The sequence below is a fragment of the Pseudomonas sp. NPDC087612 genome (assembly GCF_044743505.1).
Lineage (GTDB): Bacteria > Pseudomonadota > Gammaproteobacteria > Pseudomonadales > Pseudomonadaceae > Aquipseudomonas.
Genome location: NZ_JBIUWO010000003.1, coordinates 113,674 through 129,182 on the forward strand (window position 1 = coordinate 113,674; position 15,509 = coordinate 129,182).

Annotated in this window: 17 protein-coding genes; 9 read left to right on the forward strand and 8 right to left on the reverse strand. The window is 63.0% G+C overall.

Features of this window, described 5'->3' with window-relative positions:
- Positions 1-4: 4 nt before the first annotated feature.
- Positions 5-526 carry a GNAT family N-acetyltransferase gene (locus ACIOVF_RS06815; RefSeq protein ID WP_401288394.1) on the forward strand — a complete coding sequence of 174 codons (522 nt, stop codon included), beginning with the start codon at positions 5-7 and terminating at the stop codon, positions 524-526.
- Between the two features lie 64 nt (positions 527-590).
- On the opposite strand, the gene ACIOVF_RS06820 is transcribed toward ACIOVF_RS06815, so the two are convergent.
- On the reverse strand, positions 591-896 hold the full coding sequence (locus ACIOVF_RS06820; RefSeq protein ID WP_045196932.1) for a chaperone modulator CbpM: 306 nt from the start codon (positions 894-896) through the stop codon (positions 591-593).
- A gap of 2 nt (positions 897-898) precedes the next feature.
- Positions 899-1,858, reverse strand: a complete 960-nt coding sequence (gene cbpA / locus ACIOVF_RS06825; RefSeq protein WP_045196930.1) for a curved DNA-binding protein — start codon at positions 1,856-1,858, stop codon at positions 899-901.
- 159 nt (positions 1,859-2,017) lie between these two features.
- Here cbpA and ACIOVF_RS06830 point away from each other — a divergent pair, with 159 nt between their 5' ends.
- Positions 2,018-3,283: an Hsp70 family protein gene (locus tag ACIOVF_RS06830; protein WP_195885570.1), complete on the forward strand. Its 1,266-nt coding sequence runs from the start codon at positions 2,018-2,020 to the stop codon at positions 3,281-3,283.
- 108 nt (positions 3,284-3,391) lie between these two features.
- On the opposite strand, the gene ACIOVF_RS06835 is transcribed toward ACIOVF_RS06830, so the two are convergent.
- Positions 3,392-4,399 carry an AI-2E family transporter gene (locus tag ACIOVF_RS06835; RefSeq protein WP_045196927.1) on the reverse strand — a complete coding sequence of 336 codons (1,008 nt, stop codon included), beginning with the start codon at positions 4,397-4,399 and terminating at the stop codon, positions 3,392-3,394.
- A gap of 219 nt (positions 4,400-4,618) precedes the next feature.
- On the opposite strand from ACIOVF_RS06835, the gene ACIOVF_RS06840 reads away from it, so the two are divergent.
- Entirely contained in the window at positions 4,619-5,539 is a 921-nt protein-coding gene (locus ACIOVF_RS06840) for a hypothetical protein (protein ID WP_156160190.1), read from the forward strand.
- Between the two features lie 6 nt (positions 5,540-5,545).
- Here ACIOVF_RS06840 and ACIOVF_RS06845 read toward each other — a convergent pair whose 3' ends face one another.
- Both ACIOVF_RS06845 and ACIOVF_RS06850 read right to left on the reverse strand, forming a co-directional pair.
- Positions 5,546-5,827 carry a PsiF family protein gene (locus ACIOVF_RS06845; RefSeq protein ID WP_045196923.1) on the reverse strand — a complete coding sequence of 94 codons (282 nt, stop codon included), beginning with the start codon at positions 5,825-5,827 and terminating at the stop codon, positions 5,546-5,548.
- Between the two features lie 62 nt (positions 5,828-5,889).
- Positions 5,890-6,681, reverse strand: coding sequence for a helix-turn-helix transcriptional regulator (locus tag ACIOVF_RS06850; protein ID WP_045196920.1), 792 nt, complete (start codon positions 6,679-6,681; stop codon positions 5,890-5,892).
- A 98-nt stretch (positions 6,682-6,779) separates the two neighbouring features.
- Here ACIOVF_RS06850 and ACIOVF_RS06855 point away from each other — a divergent pair, with 98 nt between their 5' ends.
- Positions 6,780-7,673, forward strand: coding sequence for a DMT family transporter (locus ACIOVF_RS06855; RefSeq protein WP_045196919.1), 894 nt, complete (start codon positions 6,780-6,782; stop codon positions 7,671-7,673).
- On the opposite strand, the gene ACIOVF_RS06860 is transcribed toward ACIOVF_RS06855, so the two are convergent.
- Positions 7,654-8,544, reverse strand: coding sequence for a triacylglycerol lipase (locus tag ACIOVF_RS06860; protein WP_045196917.1), 891 nt, complete (start codon positions 8,542-8,544; stop codon positions 7,654-7,656). The two genes, ACIOVF_RS06855 and ACIOVF_RS06860, sit on opposite strands and share 20 nt — an antisense overlap.
- A gap of 123 nt (positions 8,545-8,667) precedes the next feature.
- On the opposite strand from ACIOVF_RS06860, the gene osmE reads away from it, so the two are divergent.
- Positions 8,668-9,021 (forward strand): osmotically-inducible lipoprotein OsmE, encoded by a 354-nt coding sequence (gene osmE, locus ACIOVF_RS06865; protein WP_045196915.1) that lies wholly within the window; start codon positions 8,668-8,670, stop codon positions 9,019-9,021.
- A 90-nt stretch (positions 9,022-9,111) separates the two neighbouring features.
- Entirely contained in the window at positions 9,112-9,642 is a 531-nt protein-coding gene (locus ACIOVF_RS06870) for a bacterioferritin (RefSeq protein ID WP_045196913.1), read from the forward strand.
- 96 nt (positions 9,643-9,738) lie between these two features.
- Here the strand turns inward: ACIOVF_RS06870 and ACIOVF_RS06875 are convergent, their stop codons facing one another.
- Positions 9,739-11,799: an AsmA family protein gene (locus ACIOVF_RS06875; protein ID WP_401288405.1), complete on the reverse strand. Its 2,061-nt coding sequence runs from the start codon at positions 11,797-11,799 to the stop codon at positions 9,739-9,741.
- Between the two features lie 341 nt (positions 11,800-12,140).
- On the opposite strand from ACIOVF_RS06875, the gene ACIOVF_RS06880 reads away from it, so the two are divergent.
- The 3 genes from ACIOVF_RS06880 to ACIOVF_RS06890 all read left to right on the forward strand — a co-directional run bounded on the left by ACIOVF_RS06880 (position 12,141) and on the right by ACIOVF_RS06890 (position 14,549).
- Positions 12,141-12,542 carry a hypothetical protein gene (locus tag ACIOVF_RS06880; protein ID WP_401288408.1) on the forward strand — a complete coding sequence of 134 codons (402 nt, stop codon included), beginning with the start codon at positions 12,141-12,143 and terminating at the stop codon, positions 12,540-12,542.
- 134 nt (positions 12,543-12,676) lie between these two features.
- Positions 12,677-13,306, forward strand: a complete 630-nt coding sequence (locus tag ACIOVF_RS06885; protein ID WP_045196907.1) for a TetR family transcriptional regulator — start codon at positions 12,677-12,679, stop codon at positions 13,304-13,306.
- Positions 13,307-13,439: 133 nt separating this feature from the next.
- A complete protein-coding gene (locus ACIOVF_RS06890) occupies positions 13,440-14,549 on the forward strand; it encodes an AGE family epimerase/isomerase (protein WP_401288411.1) in 1,110 nt (369 codons plus the stop codon).
- Between the two features lie 86 nt (positions 14,550-14,635).
- Here ACIOVF_RS06890 and ACIOVF_RS06895 read toward each other — a convergent pair whose 3' ends face one another.
- The gene (locus ACIOVF_RS06895; RefSeq protein ID WP_093376681.1) at positions 14,636-15,403 is read right to left on the reverse strand and encodes an SDR family oxidoreductase; all 768 of its coding nucleotides are present in this window, start codon (positions 15,401-15,403) and stop codon (positions 14,636-14,638) included.
- Positions 15,404-15,509 lie beyond the last annotated feature (106 nt).

A 15,509-nucleotide genomic window follows, 5' to 3' on the forward strand; every position in this document is an offset into this window, starting at 1 on the left:
GCCTGTGAATGCTGCGCAGCTCAACCGTGTAACCCATGAAAGCTTTGCCTATTACCGCGACGGCCTGGTGGCGTTGCTGCTCGATGCCGTGCAACACGGGGCTTCGGTGGGGTTTCTGGCGGATATCGATGCGCAGCAGGCCGAGCACTACTTCGAAGAGGTGCGCCAGCGCCTGGTCAGCGGCGAGCTGTTGCTGTGGGTGGTGGGCAAGGACAAGGAAGTGCTCGGCAGTGTGCAGCTCGGGTTATGTCTGAAACCCAACGGCTTGAACCGCGCCGAAGTGCAAAAGCTGCTGGTGCACAGTGCCGCGCGGCGTCGCGGCCTGGGCCAGCAACTGATCCAGGCGCTGGAACTGACGGCGCGGCAAAAACAGCGCGGCATGCTTTACCTGGATACCGAGGCCGGCTCCGGGGCCGAGGACTTTTATCGCTCGCTGGGGTACAGCAAGGCTGGCGAGCTTCCCGACTACGCCTGTGGGCCGGATGGGGTTTATCGGCCGACAGCGTTGTACTACAAATTGCTTTAGGGACTCATCGCGGGGCTAGCCCGCTCCCACAGAGATTGTGTGATCCTGTAGAAGCGCCCCGCGATCAGCCCTGCACAAACCGCCCCAGGCGCTGCCTGAGCATGCTGTTCTCGCTACGCAGCTGCTGCACTTCTTCCAGCAGCTCCAGCGCCAGCGCCACTCCTTCCCACTCCAGTTGCAAATCGTGATGCAGTTTGGCCGCGCGCTTGGCCAGCACCGGCGCCTGATCGTCAAACAGCCAGTCTTCCGGCGTTCGCCCGGAAGGCTCGACAATGCCGTGTTCGACGATTTCGATCACGTAGGCCGCCGGCAGATCGGCTTCCTGACAGAGGGTCTGCATGTCCAGTTGAACGATCAGGGTACTGCTCATGATCAGCTACTCCATTGTGTCCTCGGGTTGAACGCGGCCTTTTCCGACAACTTGCTCCACAGCTCACGGGCAGCGGCATCGGACTGGCTCGGCATCACCACTTTCAATTGCGCATACAGGTCGCCACGCTGGCCCTGCTTGTTGCTCAGGCCCATGCCCTTGATCCGCAGGCGCTGGCCGTTCTGGCTGTCCGGACGGATGGTCAGGTTGACCTTGCCGGTCAGGGTCGGCATCTCGACCTTGGTGCCCAATGCGGCTTCCCACGGAGCCAGCGGCACGGTGATGATCAGGTCATGACCTTCGACATCGAACAGCGGGTGCGGTGCCATGCGAATGGTCAGGAACAGGTCGCCATTGGCGCCGCCACCAACGCCCGGGGCGCCCTGGCCCTTGAGGCGGATCTTCTCGCCGTCGCTGACGCCGGCCGGGATCTTCACGTTCAAGGTCTTGGTGGTGAAGCCGGTGCGCTGGCCGCTGGCGTTGTGCTGCGGCACCTGGAAGCTGATCTGCTTGGATTCGCTGGACAGGGTTTCCTCAAGGAAAATCGCCAGTTCCATTTCCACGTCCTGCCCCCGCCGTCCGGCACTGCGTTGCTGGCCGCGGCCAAAAGGATTGCCGTTGCCACCGCGCGAACCGAAGATCGAGCTGAAGAAATCGGAAAAATCGCCACCGTCGCCGAAGCCCTCGGCACCTGCCGAACCACGGCTTTGCCAGCCCGGCGGGCCCTGGAACGGCCGGCCATGCTGGCCGTACTTGCGCAGCTCGTCGTACTCGGCGCGTTTTTCCGGGCTGCTCAGGGCTTCATAGGCCTCGTTGGCCTCCTTGAATTTCTCCTCGGCGTCACGCTCTTTGCTGACGTCGGGGTGATACTTGCGCGCAAGCTTGCGGTAGGCGGTCTTGATCGCCTTGTCATCCGCAGTGGGCTCAACGCCAAGAATCTTGTAATAGTCTTTGAAGTCCATCTAAGGAATCACCATGGGTTAATCGAATGCTTGTGTAGATTGGGGTCAAGCATAGCCTTTCAAGGTGCCCATGGGTTTGCCGCAAAGCAGATAATCGGTCTTGATTCTGCTGCCAGCTGGCATAAACTGCGCGGCCGTTTTTCCCCGGAAGTACAATCCATGAGTCAAGCATCCCCGGCCCGTGCCTGCGGCATCGACTTCGGCACCTCCAACTCCACCGTCGGCTGGCACCGCCCGGGCGTGGAGTCGTTGATCGCCCTGGAAGACGGCAAGATCACCCTGCCGTCGGTGGTGTTCTTCAACATCGAGGAGCGCCGCCCGGTGTACGGCCGCCTGGCCCTGCACGAATACCTCGAAGGCTATGAAGGCCGCCTGATGCGCTCGCTCAAGAGCCTGCTGGGTTCCAAGCTGATCAAGCACGACACCAGCGTGCTGGGCACCGCGCTGCCGTTCAAGGACCTGCTGGGCATGTTCATCGGCGAGCTGAAAAAGCGCGCCGAGGCCAATGCCGGCCGCGCCTTCGACGAGGTAGTGCTGGGCCGCCCGGTGCATTTCGTCGATGACGACCAGGCCGCCGACCAGGAAGCCGAGGACACCCTGGCAGAAGTGGCGAAGAAAATCGGCTTCAAGGACGTCTCGTTCCAGTACGAACCGATTGCCGCCGCATTCGACTACGAGTCGAGCATCCAGGGCGAAGAGCTGGTGCTGATCGTCGACATCGGCGGTGGTACCTCGGACTTCTCCCTGGTACGCCTGGCCCCGGAGCGGCACATGCTCGACGACCGCCAGCAGGACATCCTCGCCACCGGCGGCGTGCACATCGGCGGTACCGACTTCGACAAGCAGCTGAGCCTGCAGGGCGTGATGCCGCTGTTCGGCTACGGCAGCCGGATGAAAAGCGGCGCCTTCATGCCCACCAGCCACCACATGAACCTGGCCACCTGGCACACCATCAACTCGGTGTACTCGCAAAAATCCCAGCTGGCCCTGGGCAGCATGCGCTACGACATCGAAGACACCGACGGCATCGACCGCCTGTTCAAGCTGATCGAACAGCGCGCCGGGCACTGGCTGGCGATGGAAGTGGAAGAGACCAAGATCGAACTGACCCACAACGACCGCCGCCTGGTCGACCTCAAGCGGGTGCAGCCGGGGCTCAGCGTCGATCTGACCCGGGCGCTGTTCGAAGAGTCGATCGACAACCTGCTCGAGCGCGTGCGCGGCAGTGTCAGCGAGCTGCTGGCCAAGGCCGGCGTGGGTGTGGCGCAGGTCGATACGGTGTTCTTCACCGGCGGCTCCAGCGGCATTCCGGCGCTGCGCCAGAGCGTGGCGGCGATGCTGCCCAATGCCCGGCATGTCGAAGGCAACATCTTTGGCAGCATTGGCAGCGGCTTGGCGATCGAGGCGCGCAAGCGATACGGTTGAGATAGCCGGGGCCGCGTTGCGGCCCTTTCGCCGGCAACGCCGGCTCCCACAAAGTATTGCTGCACACTATCCCTGTGGGAGCCGGCGTTGCCGGCGATAGCCTTCAGATCACACCAGCTCTTGCTGGCGCAACTCACTCTTCAAATAGGCGTAATAGATCGGCCCGGCCACCACCCCCGGCAGCCCGAACGCCGCCTCGCACACCAGCATCGCCAGCAGCAACTCCCACGACTTGGCACTGATCTGCCCGCCAACGATCCGCGCGTTGAGGAAGTACTCGACCTTGTGGATAACGATCAGATAACCCAGCGCCGCCATCGCCACCCAGATCGACAACGACAGGCCGACGATGGTGATCAGGGTGTTGGACATCAGGTTGCCGATCACCGGCAGCAGGCCGAGCAGGAAGGTCAGCACGATCAGGGTCTTGGTCAGCGGCAGGTGCACACCGAACAGCGGCAGCACCACGGCGAGGAAGATGCCGGTGAAGAAGGTGTTGAGCAGGGAAATCTTGATCTGCGCAAAGACGATGTTGCGAAACGCCTGCACCAAAAGCGCCAGGCGGTTGAACAGCGCCGCCGCCAGGGGCTTGCGCTTGGAGATGTCGGGAATGCGCTGCAAGGCGACGATGGCGCCGAGGATCATGCCGATCAGCAAGGTGACGAACATGTGCGCCGCGCCCTTGCCCACCAGTTGCAGCTCGCCCAGGTGGGTCTTGAGCCATTCGCCGATGGCCACCTTGAACTCCGAGGCACTGGCCGGCAGGTAGGCGTCGATGAACGGCGGCAGTTGCCCGCGCGCCTGGTCGACCAGGAGCATGAACTTGTCCAGCGATGCCCCGGGGTTTTCAGCCTCGTGCAGCAAAAAACTGATGGCGCCGGCAAACAGCAAGGTCAGGGTGCTGACCACCAGGGTGCCGAGCAGCGCGACCGCCAGCCAGCGCGCCCGTTGCCCGGCAATCAGGTGCTGCAGCTTGGGCGTGAGCATGTTGACCAGTTCGAACACCAGCAGCCCGGCCAACAGGCTTGGCAGCAACTTGAGCGGCAACACCAGCAACAGGCCGGTGAAGACGATGATCCAACTGGCCAGGGTGATCTGGCGCTGAGTAAAGGTCATACAACCTCGAAAGGCGACGGCATGGAAAACCGGCAGTCTGCCAGCCTTCGCCCGGCAGGCATAGTGGCACGCAGCGGCGTTGCGGCTGGTAATGCCGCCCTGATGTTTCTATGATTGCCGCCCCCAATGGAATGGCGGCGCCGCGCTGGCGCATTCGCAGGCAGGCGAAACAGGAATCCCTCTGTGCCTTCCCACCTTCAAGGCACAGAGTTCAAAACCATGCGCAAACTGCTTGTCCTGCTTCCCCTGTTGCTGCTTGGCGGCTGTTCGGAAGATTTCGCCACCCTGCATTTCGCCCAGCCGGTAAGCGCCTACTATGGCGACCTCAAACAGCAGTACGGCGATGACCTGTACCAGGCCATCCTGAAACTCGGTATCGACCCGAAAGACGTCGAGGTCGAACTCGACAATGACCACCGCCAGGACTTGCTCATCAGCGTCTCGCGCTCGCTCGATGCCGGTAAGCGTCAGGCCCTGCGCGAGTTGTTCGACGAAATCCCCCGGGCCCGAGCGGCCACGTCCTGGGAAGTCGACGTCACCCTTGAACCGCAGTCACTGGAGCCCCAGTACCAGGTCTGGCGCGAGGCGCTGGAAAAGATCAAGGGCCCGGTCACCCTCGAGATCAAGCTTGGCAGCCGTATCGAAGCGCTTTCCACCGCCACCCTCATGGACAGCATCCAGGCCGCCGAGAAAAAAAGCGAAGTGGCGAGCATCATCACCTGCCACGTGCTGGCCGAAGTCTCGCGCGGACCATTCAAGCTCAGGTCGATCGTGCAGCTCGAGGAAGGCCCGTCGGAACGTGCGCAGGTGGTCATCGAGTACGGTCAGATGCGTTATGCCACGGTGCCTGCACAGTTCGACTTCAAGGATCCGGTCCTGAAGGAACGAATCCGCAACGGCCAGATCAAGGCCTGGCAAGCCGAACGGATGCTGCAGCGCAATCCGTACGGCCCGTTCGAGATGGCCTTCGAAATCGGCTCGCTGGGCAAGCAGAGCGTTAACCTCTACTCAGGCACCGACCAGCGCATCAGCATGCTCCAGAGTGACTGCCGGGAGCTGGCCGACCACGCCGGCCGGCCGTTCTCGCTGTTTATCGGCCAGGGCCTGGACCGGCTGGAGTCGGTGACTTACGCCAACTGACGCAGGTTACTTTTTCTTCAGGCAGTCGCTCATGTACGCCTTGCGCTCATCACCCTTGAGCGCTTTGGTGGTGGCGTCGGCGTTGCAGGTTTTCATTTTGTCCTGCTGGGTCGCAGGCTTGGCTTTCAGGCAGGTGCTCATGAACGCCTTGCGCTCGTCGCCCTTGAGCGCCTTGGTGGTGGCATCGGCGTTACAGGTTTTCATTTTCTCCTGTTGCGCCGTGGCGGCAAATCCTTGGGAACACATCAGCAAACCGAGCAACAGCAACGGCACACGCACCATCTTCATGGCGTTTTCTCCTGGTCGCTGCGCACCACGCGCAGCCTTGGCCGAAGTGTAGACAAATATTCTTACAAACCTCCAGCGCGAGCCTGCCGCCGGTACTGCTCCGGGGTGCAATGGGCCTGGCGCTGGAACATGGCGATAAATGCCGAGGCGCTGCTGTAGCCCAGGTCGAAAGCAATCTGCTGGGTCGGCAGGTTCTGCTCCAGGGCCTCGATAGCACGCAAAAAGCGCAGGCGCAGGCGCCATTCGCCAAAGCTCATGCCCAGCTCGCGAATGAACTGCCGGGCCAGGGTGCGTTCACTGACATGCACGCTGGCCGCCCAATGGCCGAGCGGGCGATTGTCGCCAGGCTCGGCGTGCAGCGCCTGCAATACTTCAGCCAAACCGGCGCTTCGAGCGTAGGGCAGGTAACAGGTCTGGGCCGGGGCGCGGCGCAGTTGGTCAACCAGCACCTGGGCCAAACGCTGGTCGGCTTCATCTTCAGGCACCTTGACGTCACGGGCGGCAAAATCGCCGAGTATGGCTTTGAGTATGTCACTGATCACCAAGGTGCAAGGCTCGCCTGGCAGCCCTTTGCACACCTCGCGATCCAGGTACACCGAGCGATAGACAATGGCCTGGGGGTTGTAGCAGCTGTGCTCGGTATCGGGCGGCACCCACACCGCATAGTGCGGCGGCGAGATGAAGCGCTGGCCGGCGATCTCCAGGTGCATGATGCCGTGGGCCGCATAGTTGAGCTGGCCCCAGGCGTGCCGGTGGGCGGCGCTATGGGTGTCGGCGCCGAATTCGTCATAGCGAAAGTACACCGGGGCCGGCAAGGTCTCGAATTGCGGGATGTTCAGGTACTTTATCGGCATGCTGTCTGGATCTATGCGCAGGTTGTCTGGATACAAGTATAAGCAACGGGACAGACAAGTGGATAATTGCCGCCTGTATCCTCAAGAGTTCCCGTTTCATGAATTATGCGTTTCCGTTACTGGCAATCTTCATCTGGGCCGGCAATACCGTGGTCACCAAGATGTCCGCCGGGGCGATCTTCCCGGCCGAGATCGGCTTCTATCGCTGGCTGCTGGCGGGCCTGCTGTTCACCCCCTTCCTGCTGCGCCCGGTGTTGCGCAACTGGGCAGCCATCGGCCCGAACCTGGGCAAGATCTTCATCCTCGGCGTGCTTGGCATGGCGGTGTACCAGAGCCTGGCCTACTTCGCCGCCGCCATCACCAGCGCCACCAACATGGGCATCATCCTCTCGCTGATGCCGTTGATGTCCCTGGCCCTGGCGATCATCAGCCTCGGCCAGCGGCTGACCATCGGCGCGCTGATTGGCGCCGTGGTGTCGTTCGTCGGTGTGCTGGTGGTGGTCTCGGCCGGTGATCTGGCGGCGTTGGTGCAACACGGCGTAAACAGTGGCGATGCGCTGATGCTGATTGCCACCCTGGCCTATGCGGTGTACAGCACCCTGCTGAAAAAGTGGCAGTTGCGCATCGCGCCGCTGCAACTGCTGTACCTGCAGGTGCTGGTGGCGATCATCGTGCTGTTTCCGCTGTTCGTGCTCTCACCGAAGACCGGCCTGGGCGCTGGCAATATCGGCCTGGTGATCTATGCCTGCGTACTGGCCTCGATGATCGCGCCGCTGGCCTGGATGCAGGCGGTCAGCCGCCTCGGCCCGAGCCGCACGACGCTGTTCTTCAACCTGCTACCGGCAGTCACGGCAGTGATCGCCGCCATGGTGCTGGGCGAGCAACTGGCGCTCTATCACCTGGTCGGCGGGGTGTTGACCCTGGTCGGGGTGATCCTCGCCGAACGCTGGAAAACACCCCTGCACCGCCGCGCTACAGCCCCGCAGCCTTGAGCCTGGCGGCATGCTCGGTGAACAGCCGCACCGGCTCCGCGCCCTTGCCCACCGCCCCTAGCGACTGGTTGACGATGTCCAGGTGATCGAGCGGATAGTCATCGCCGATCACCTGGCCCAGGTGCGAACTGAAGCGCCCGACCATGCCGTCGCACTGGCCCTTTTCCCGTACGAAGGTGCGGGCGAACAGGCGGCAGAAGCGGTTGCTGCCATCCAGGCGGTTGAGACCGCGATCGGTCAGGCCCGGCTGCAAGGTGCCGGACCAGGAGTAGTAACGCACACCATTGACCTGGGCCGGGCCCTCGCCGCCCCAGGTCGTCGGCAGACCCTGTGGATAAGCCTGGTTGAAGCGCGCCACGCCGGCACTGGTGAGCGACTGGTGCGAGGCGTGCACGTCGATCGGCAGTTTCGGTCCGCGCCAGCCGGTTTCCAGCCAACCCATCAATACCGCCAACCCGTGCAGCAAAGCCTTGAGCACACGGCCGCGGGCAGAGTGGGCGGGGTAATAGTCATGCAGGTGATCGGCCAGCTCCGAGCCGTGATTGGGCCCGGCAATCGAGGTGACCGAGGCCACCCATTCCGGCCGTTTGGCCGCCGCATAACGCGCGGTCAGGGCGCCCTGGCTGTGGCCGAGCAGGTTGACCTTGTCGGCGCCGGTACGCTGGCGGATATCGGCGATGATCAGCAGCAACTGCTCGCCGCGCACTTCGCAGGAGTTCAGCGGCGAAACCTGCACGGCAAACACCTGGGCACCGCCCCGGCGCAACGCCGAAACGATCCCGAACCAGTAGGGATACAGCAGCAAGCGGACAAACCCGAGCATGCCCGGCACCAGCAGCAGTGGATAACGCGTGGCGAGCCCTTGGGCCATGGCTGCATTCCCCGTTCCGTGGACAGTCGGCCAACCCTACAGGCAATTCGATGGCAATCGCAATCGAACTCCCGCCGCTCGCTGGGGTTCCAAGCCAATAGACCCTCAGCAAGGAGCTCAACCATGTACAAGCATACCCTGGCCATTCTGCTGACCACCGCCACCCTGGCCGCCTGTGGCAGCCGGCCGGAGAACCCGGTGGACTACGTCACCTACCACGAGGAACCGCTGGTCAAGCAGGTCGAGAACGGCATGACCATGCAGCGGGTGATTGCCATTGGCGGCAGCCCCTCGACGGTGATCGACCTGCCCCATGGCGGTACCTGCAACAACTACATCCTCAACCGTGACGGCAAGCAGCAGGCCTACTACGTGCGCTTCGACGCCACCGGCCATGTCGACGCCAAGGGCTTCAAGACCTGCGAACAACGCCAGGTCGACGACGATGCCGTCGACAAGGCCAAGGCCAAGCTATAAAACTTTTCCGCGTGCCGGGGACTCACAGCTTAAGTAACCAGCGCGCCGACAGAGCGTGAAGATCGATCCGTTTTCAGCCTGGAGATGATGATGAGCAACGTTGAACTGACCGATGTTAAAACCTTGCGCGAACGCGCCCGCCAGCATGTCGAGCAGGGCGCGGTGACCGAGGGTTACAGCGCCGACCGGGAGAAAATCCTGCGCCTGCTCAACGAGTCGCTGGCCACCGAGTGGGTCTGCGCCCTGCGCTACAAGCGCCACTACTACATGGCCAGCGGGATCAAGGCCAGTGTCGCCGCCGACGAATTCCTCGAACATGCCACCCAGGAGCTGCAGCATGCCGACAAGCTGGCCGAGCGCATTGTCCAGCTGGGCGGCGAGCCGGACCTGAACCCCGACAACCTGAGCAAGAACTCCCATGCCCAGTACGTCGCTGGCAACAACCTCAAGGAAATGGTCCTGGAAGACCTGATCGCCGAGCGGATCGCCATCGATAGCTACCGCGAGATCATCCAGTACATCGGCGAAAGCGACCCGACCACCCGGCGCATCTTCGAAGATATCCTGGCCCAGGAAGAAGAGCACGCCGACGACATGGCGGATTTGCTGCAAGGCCTCTGATCCCCTCTTGCCAAAGGGCCGCGCCGCGGCCCATCGCTGACCTGTGGGAGCTGGCCTTGCCAGCGATGGGCCGCAAAGCGGCCCCGCCCCACACATTTACCCCGCCTTCACCGCCCGCGGCGCCTTGCCAGCCTTCATCTGCTCCAGCAACGGTGTGCACTGGTTGGGCACATCACCACTTGGCGCAATCAACGCCAGCAACCCCGCTGCCGGCCCGGCAACCACGCCCAACGCCACCATCCCCGCACCCCGCAGTGCCAGCGGCAGCGCCTGCACGCCGGCACTGGGCTTGGCAAACGGCCCGCGCACATACAGCGGCGAGCGCAACGAGAACAGGCGCACGCCCTTGGATTCGGGGTTGATCTTCAGGTCCAGTTGCTCGCTGGCAAAGTTGGCCGTGCCATCGATGTAGATGATCGCGTTCTCGGTATCGAAGACGAACACCCGGGTCGTGGCCAAACCGTCCTTGATGCCGAAATCGGCTGCCGCGCAGTTGATCTTCACTTCCTTGTCGCCAAACAGCTTGCCGACCACGTAGTTGCCGACGTTGAGCCCGGCGATTTCCATCAAGCCACGACTGATCGCACCGTCATTGATGAGCATTTTCAAGTCGCCATTGGCGGTGGCCAGCAAGGCTGCGACCGAGTTGCCGCGCCCACTGATGTCGGCGTCGCCATTGAGCTCGCCGAAGCTGGTCTTCATCGGCTCGAAGGTCGGGAACAGCTGCTTGAGCTTGAAGTTGCGCGCACTCAATTGCGCCCTGCCCTGCAACGGCACGCTACGGCCATCGAGGCGTACCTGGGCGTCGAGTTTGCCGCCGGCGATGCCAAAGCGCAGCGGCTCCAGGCGCAGCACACCGTCATCGAGGACGAAGTGGCTGGACAGGTCAGTGAACGGCAGCTCGGCACTGTGCACGATGCGCTTACCGCTGAAGGTCACGTCGGCGTCCATGGTCCGCCAGCGTTCGGTACGAAACTCCTCGACCGGCAAGACCTTGCCTGCCGGTTGCTTGCTGGCACCGCCGCGAGCTTTCTGCTGGGCATTGGAGTCGGCGCCGATCAGCGGTGCGAGGTCTTTGAACAGCAACTGGTTGGAAACCAGCTTGCCGGTCAGCTTCGGCCTTGGCTGGCTGGAGACGAACGCCAGGTCGCCATGGATATCGCTGTCGCCGATCTTGCCGTTGAAGCCTTCATAGCGAAACACCGCGCCACCGGGTTCATGCAGCTTGGCGGTCAGATGACCGTCGGTGGCGTAGGGCGGCGAATCGGGCAGGGTCACGCCGGTCAGCGGATACAGGTTAGCGAGGCTTGCGCCCGACAGGCGCAGGCGCAGGTCGAGGGCACCGAGGTTGCGTGGGTCGGTGAGGGTGCCGGCGACGGCGATGCGGGTATCGCCAATGGCCATGTCGGCCTGCAGCGGGAACGGTTGCGAGGCGTCCTGCAGGGCCAGCAAGCCGCCGATCTTGCCGGTACCGGCCAATGCCTGGCCTTTGTAGCGACCCTTGAGTTTGAGGCCGAAGGCGTAGTCCTGGGCGGCACCGGCCTTTTGTGCCGAAGCCTTGCCGACGATATCGCTGAACGGGATCGGCTTGCCCAGTGGGTCGATGAGCACGTCCAGCCGGGTTTTCAGGGTCTGGTCATCGAGGCTGACCTGGCCCTTGTCAAAGCCGATGGCGCCGATGTCCAACACCCACTTCGACGGTTCTGCCTGCTCATCCTTGGGCCCGAAGTCGAAGGTCCAGTTGGCGCGACCATCGGCCAGGCGCTTGAGGCTGGCGGTCGGCTGGTTGAGGTCGATGCGCGCAATGACGATCTGCTGCAGCAGCAGCGGCAGCGGCGCCAGGCGGAACTCAACGCGCTTGAGGCCGACCATCTGCGGCTCTTTGAGCCAGTCGGGGTTGCCCAGGGTCAGGTCTTCGGCGATGAAGTGCGGCCATGGCAGCCAGGCGCGCCAACCACCCTGCTCCGGCTCGCGCTGCCAGCGCACCGCCAGGTTGCCGTTGATGGCGAAGGGCCGGTGCAGCGCTTCGGACACCTTGGCATTAAGGGTGGGCTTGACCCGGTTCCAGTCGAAGGTGGCGATGACGACCACCAGCACCGCCAGCACCAGCAGCAGGCTGGCGAGGGTCCAGGTGATGATTTTGGCGGGGCGCGTCATTGCACGATTCTCCTGATGACTGCATGGCAAAAAGCGGGCGCGTTGAGGGCACTTATCTGTTCGGACTGATGAAACGCCGAGGGGTTTAATCGATTGGCCATGATAACCAGGTTTTTTCTGACCTTTTTCTCAACTTTTGTCGATTGTTAGCGTGTTCGCCGACCTCGGTAACGGCTCCGCCGCAGTTGCTCATGGCGCCACAAACCACGTTCTAGAGCGGCTGGCGCGAAGCATCAATTGCGTTGATTGTTACCATTATCTTTATGAACTTTTATCTGGCGTTTCCCGGCGTAGCATTGGCTCCGTACCCACTTTCCAGCCCCGCCGAGGAGCACCGAATCATGAAACGCCAATTACTGCTGAGCCTGTCCCTGTCCATCCTGGCCGCCAACGCCTTTGCCGTACCTGCCGCCGACCAGGCGCTGACCGCCGAAGCGCGTTCGAGCTCGACGGTCATTGCGCAACCGCTGAACCCGCTGGCCGAAGGCGGTTCCGATCGTCTGATCGACCGCAACAACCGCGTTGCCGAAGGTGGTTCCGATCGCCTGATCGACCGTAACAACCGCGTTGCCGAAGGCGGTGCTGATCGCCTGAACGACCGGGTCAAAGTCGCCGAGGGTGGTGCTGATCGCCTGAAACAGTATTACAAAGTAGCCGAAGGTGGTTCTGACCGTCTGAAAGCACGCTTCGAGGTCGCAGAAGGTGGCTCTGATCGCCTGATCGAAAACCAACGCGCGAGCTGAAGCCTATGCCAGACAACAAGACACACCAGCGCTGTAGCAGCTCCCCTCCCAGCCCGGTCCATTGACCGGGCTTTGTTTTTCTGGCGCCAGGCTATTAGAGTGCAGGGCTGTTTCACTGCCTGCCGATACTTGCCATGCTGCCGCGCGCCGAACAAAAGCAACAGACCCGCCACGCCCTGCTGGATGCCGCCCGCCACCTGATGGAGAGCGGTCGAGGCTTCGGCAGCATCAGCCTGCGCGAAGTGGCAAAAACCGCAGGCATCGTCCCTACCGGTTTTTACCGGCACTTTACCGACATGGACCAACTGGGCCTGGCCCTGGTCAATGAAGTGGGCGAAACCTTCCGCCAGACCATCCGCCTGGTGCGCCAGAACGAATTCGAGCTGGGCGGCATCACCGACGCCTCGGTGCGGATCTTTCTCGATGTGGTGGCGGCCAACCGTGCCCAGTTCCTGTTTCTCGCCCGCGAGCAATATGGCGGTTCGCAACCGGTGCGCCAAGCCATCGGTACCCTGCGCCAGGGCATCAGCTCGGACCTGGCCACCGACCTTGCGCGCATGCCGCGCTGGCAGCATCTGGACGCCGCGGCCCTGGCGGTGATGGCTGACCTGGTGGTGAAAACCGTGTTCGCCACCCTGCCGGAGCTGATCGACGAGCCAAGCGACAACGCCGGTGAACCGATCAGCGCCCAGGAGAAGATCACCCAGCAGCTGCGCTTCATCTTTGTCGGTGCCAAGCACTGGCAGGGGCTCAGTGCGCTGTAGGCAGCCTGCTGTGCTGGCTGTACTGGCCTCATCGCGGGGCAAGCCCGCTCCTGGCCCGCGATGAGGCCGGCAAAGTCAGCGCCTTTTCCTGCTACCATTGCGCGCAAACGCACCGACCGCGACGAAATTTTCCATGCCCGACCTTCATACTGCCCAGCCTGAACTGCCCGCCCTGCTCGCCGAGGTCCAGGCGCACTTTGACCAGCGCATCGTGCCGCTGTGGCAAGGCCCGGGCTGGAATGCAGAGATGGCCCTGCCCTTCGAAGCCCTCGACCCGCAGCCGCAACCCATGCCGGTGCAACGCTACCGGGCCATGGCCTGCGCGCGCCAGCTGTACCTGTTCAGCAGCCGCATCGAGCAACCCGGCGCCAGCGAACGCGCCGCCGCGCTGTTTCGCTCGTTGCAGCGGCATTTCCATGATGCCGAGCACGGCGGCTGGTTCTACAGCATCGACGCCCAGGGCAAGCCGCTGGACCGGCGCAAAGACCTCTACACCCATGCCTTCATCGTCTTTGCCTGCGCGCATTACTGGGGCAAGGTGCATGAGCCACTGGTCGAATCGGCCCTCAATGCCGCGCTGGAAGTGGTAACCGAGCAGTTCGCCCGTGATGACGGCCTGTACGAGGCGAGCCTTGGCGAAGACTGGTCGGACCTGGCCAGCGGCCCGCTGCAGAACCCGCTGATGCATCTGGCCGAAGCCTTCCTCGCCACCCTCTCGGTGCGTGACGACGAGGCCGTCGAACAAGCCCTGCAAAGCCTGGCTGCGGCGATGCAGGCACACTTCATCGACCCCGTACACGGGGTGATGCTGGAGAAACCACGCGGGGCTGTGGATAACTGGTTCGAACCCGGTCACCAGTTCGAATGGTTCTACTTGCTGGAGTCTTCACCGCTGCTACGCGGTAGCGAGCTGCATGCCTCGCTCAGCCGTGCATTTGCCTATGCCGAACAGTGCGGTGTAAAGGACAGCGCCGTGCTGGCCATGCTCAGCGCCGAGGGCCAGGTGCGCGACGCCACCCAGCGCATCTGGGCCCAGGCCGAATACCTGCGCGCCCTGACCTTGCGCCCGGCCAGCGCCGCCACGGTGCTGGCCCAGCTCAAGGCGATGCAGCAGAACTTCCTGCATGCCGGTGGCTGGCACGAGTGCCGCGATGCCAGTGGCAAGGTCAGCCGCGCCGATATGCCGTCGACTACGCCTTACCATCTGGCGACGTGCCTGGAAGGGTTGCAGCGTCAGGTCTGACGCTATCGCCGGCAAGACCGGCTCCCACAACGGCCCTGGTGGCCAGCCCCCCCCCTGTGGGAGCTGGCTTGCCAGCGATTAGGCCCTCACGCCTTGCCCGAACGATCGATCGAGAACCCTGCCCACGCCTGGCTCACCGGCATCAGCTCAAGGCTGTTGATGTTGATGTGCGCTGGCTGGTTCATGATCCAGAAGATGGTCTCGGCGATATCCTGCGGCTGGATCGCCTCAGCGCCGGCATAGGTGGCATCGTAACGCGCCTGGTCGCCAGCGAAACGCACCAGCGAGAACTCGCTCTCGCACAGGCCCGGCTCGATGTTGCTGACCCGCACGCCAGTGCCCTGCAGGTCGCAGCGCAGGCTCAGCGAGAACTGCCCGACGAACGCCTTGGTGCCGCCATACACATGGCTACCCGGATAGGGGTAGTTGCCGGCTACCGAGCCGACGTTGAGGATGGTCGCGCCACGGCCGTGGGCGATCAGCCGCGGCAGCAGCAGGCGGGTGCTGTACATCAGGCCCTTGATATTGGTGTCGACCATGGTTTCCCAGTCGTCCAGGTCGCACTTGGGCGCCGGGTCGGCGCCCAGGGCCAGGCCTGCATTGTTGATCAGCCCGCGCAGCTTGGCGAACGACGGTGGCAGGTTGTTGATGGCTTCTTCCATGGCCTTGCGGTCACGCACGTCGAGTACCAGGCCGTGCACTTCGGTTTGTTGCGACAGCTCGGCACACAGCGCTTCCAGGCGCTCCTGACGGCGACCGGTCAGCACCAGCGACCAACCGGCTTGCGCAAAACGACGGGCGCAGGCTTCGCCGAAGCCGGAAGTTGCGCCAGTGATGAATACGGTAGAGGTCATGCAGGTCTCCTTGATGAGGCTGATCACAGGGGTTGCAGCATGCCCGCGGCCGCGTTCGGCAGCAAGCAATTCGCATCGCTGTACAATAAACGATCAAAGCTGTGAA

Bases quoted from the DNA above. Each gene is read 5' to 3' on its own strand.
- ACIOVF_RS06860 (WP_045196917.1), bottom strand. From the start codon at position 8,544: ATGGCCCAAGGGCTCGCCACGCGTTATCCACTGCTGCTGGTGCCGGGC.
- ACIOVF_RS06830 (WP_195885570.1), top strand. From the start codon at position 2,018: ATGAGTCAAGCATCCCCGGCCCGTGCCTGCGGCATCGACTTCGGCACC.
- ACIOVF_RS06895 (WP_093376681.1), bottom strand. From the start codon at position 15,403: ATGACCTCTACCGTATTCATCACTGGCGCAACTTCCGGCTTCGGCGAA.
- cbpA (WP_045196930.1), bottom strand. From the start codon at position 1,858: ATGGACTTCAAAGACTATTACAAGATTCTTGGCGTTGAGCCCACTGCG.
- ACIOVF_RS06835 (WP_045196927.1), bottom strand. From the start codon at position 4,399: ATGACCTTTACTCAGCGCCAGATCACCCTGGCCAGTTGGATCATCGTC.
- ACIOVF_RS06845 (WP_045196923.1), bottom strand. From the start codon at position 5,827: ATGAAGATGGTGCGTGTGCCGTTGCTGTTGCTCGGTTTGCTGATGTGT.
- ACIOVF_RS06890 (WP_401288411.1), top strand. From the start codon at position 13,440: ATGCCCGACCTTCATACTGCCCAGCCTGAACTGCCCGCCCTGCTCGCC.
- osmE (WP_045196915.1), top strand. From the start codon at position 8,668: ATGTACAAGCATACCCTGGCCATTCTGCTGACCACCGCCACCCTGGCC.
- ACIOVF_RS06870 (WP_045196913.1), top strand. From the start codon at position 9,112: ATGAGCAACGTTGAACTGACCGATGTTAAAACCTTGCGCGAACGCGCC.
- ACIOVF_RS06875 (WP_401288405.1), bottom strand. From the start codon at position 11,799: ATGACGCGCCCCGCCAAAATCATCACCTGGACCCTCGCCAGCCTGCTG.
- ACIOVF_RS06855 (WP_045196919.1), top strand. From the start codon at position 6,780: ATGAATTATGCGTTTCCGTTACTGGCAATCTTCATCTGGGCCGGCAAT.
- ACIOVF_RS06850 (WP_045196920.1), bottom strand. From the start codon at position 6,681: ATGCCGATAAAGTACCTGAACATCCCGCAATTCGAGACCTTGCCGGCC.
- ACIOVF_RS06820 (WP_045196932.1), bottom strand. From the start codon at position 896: ATGAGCAGTACCCTGATCGTTCAACTGGACATGCAGACCCTCTGTCAG.
- ACIOVF_RS06880 (WP_401288408.1), top strand. From the start codon at position 12,141: ATGAAACGCCAATTACTGCTGAGCCTGTCCCTGTCCATCCTGGCCGCC.
- ACIOVF_RS06840 (WP_156160190.1), top strand. From the start codon at position 4,619: ATGCGCAAACTGCTTGTCCTGCTTCCCCTGTTGCTGCTTGGCGGCTGT.
- ACIOVF_RS06885 (WP_045196907.1), top strand. From the start codon at position 12,677: ATGCTGCCGCGCGCCGAACAAAAGCAACAGACCCGCCACGCCCTGCTG.